We start from the raw sequence: 1,151 nt of genomic DNA, 5'->3' as shown, positions 1-1,151 counted from the left end.
TCAAACAGCTACAATGGTGTTTTTCTTTGTTTACTCTCCAGCGTTAGTTGTCTTTCGTCAGTCTATTCTTAAAAAGTATTCCGTTTCATCAGCCGTCGTTGTTCAAAAAAAGGCCGAGATCAAAGAGGAGTTAACTAAAGAGCTGACCACTAAAGAAGACTTAATCAAGTCGGAAGGCAGGCTTAACGATAAAACCTTTGCCGTTAAAGAAGATTTAGCAAAGCTGGAAGGTAGGCTTAATGAGAGAATTACTGCCGTTGAAGGACGCTTAAACGAGATATTAACGGCCATGGACTGGAAAACGAGAATTTATTTTCTAATCTTACTTTTTGTTGTGCTTTTAACCAACCCAAAGGCCCTTGACCTCATCGCTAAACTTTTCGGCCTAATAAAATAAATATTAAATAAAATATCGCAGTAAAATAGCATCGAAACACTCCCATTCCTTGTAATGAACCACAAAACTGGAAACAATAGCACTTAGTTTCTCTCGTATGCCATTTTGTTTGGGTCTTTTACCAAATTGGTCGTAAATCCAGCCAAAGTGGGATTTCTTCATTCTTCGGATAAAATACAACCACCATTTATATGGGAACGGGGAATGCCAAACGCGATATAACCTCACATCTGTTAGATGCACCAATTTTCCACATTATGCTCTTAATATGGTCCTTCACTGTATATTCACTGATGAATAGCTTATCAGCAATTTCTTTATTTGAACTTCCATAACACATAAGTTCTACCACCTCGACTTCCCTTTTACTGAGGTTAAAAGCCATAGCCGCATTTTCAAAATCCACACCGTGTTTTTCAGCAACCCGCTCTACAAGAACCATAATGTGTAACGGTAAGCCGTCATCTTTCTTTTCTGATACAGGGAAGGCTCTCAATGACAATAAGTGTCCAAAGGCATCTTCAACCAAAGTACAAGTTACGATATTTTCATTATTATAAACGCCTCCACTGAAACCGCTCCTTACTCCATCGCAAAGACAATAAATCGATTTTATCAGCAGGGGAAGTTCGTTAACTCCTGCATGAGCTGCCCGCAGAGTGCCTTATAGTGGACCCGTTTGTCAAGACAAAAAATTGTCCTTTTTATGTTACAGCAAGTCCTTATATTTTTCATAGTCCAGCCCCCAAAGGGA

General features: G+C 39.0%; 1 protein-coding gene and 1 pseudogene. One reads left to right on the top strand and one right to left on the bottom strand.

Annotated elements, in window-relative coordinates; all coding sequences use genetic code 11:
• A pseudogene (locus ASN18_RS17700) lies at positions 1 to 397 on the top strand (hypothetical protein); the annotation flags it as partial.
• A gap of 187 nt (positions 398 to 584) precedes the next feature.
• Here ASN18_RS17700 and ASN18_RS17695 read toward each other — a convergent pair.
• Positions 585 to 926, bottom strand: coding sequence for a helix-turn-helix domain-containing protein (locus ASN18_RS17695; protein WP_085053922.1), 342 nt, complete (start codon positions 924 to 926; stop codon positions 585 to 587).
• Positions 927 to 1,151: the final 225 nt, after the last annotated feature.

The sequence above is a fragment of the Candidatus Magnetominusculus xianensis genome, from assembly GCA_001541255.1.
Lineage (GTDB): Bacteria > Nitrospirota > Thermodesulfovibrionia > Thermodesulfovibrionales > Magnetobacteriaceae > Magnetominusculus > Magnetominusculus xianensis.
The sequence above is the reverse complement of the archived record's forward strand: the minus strand, read 5'-3'. Positions and strand labels throughout refer to the sequence as shown.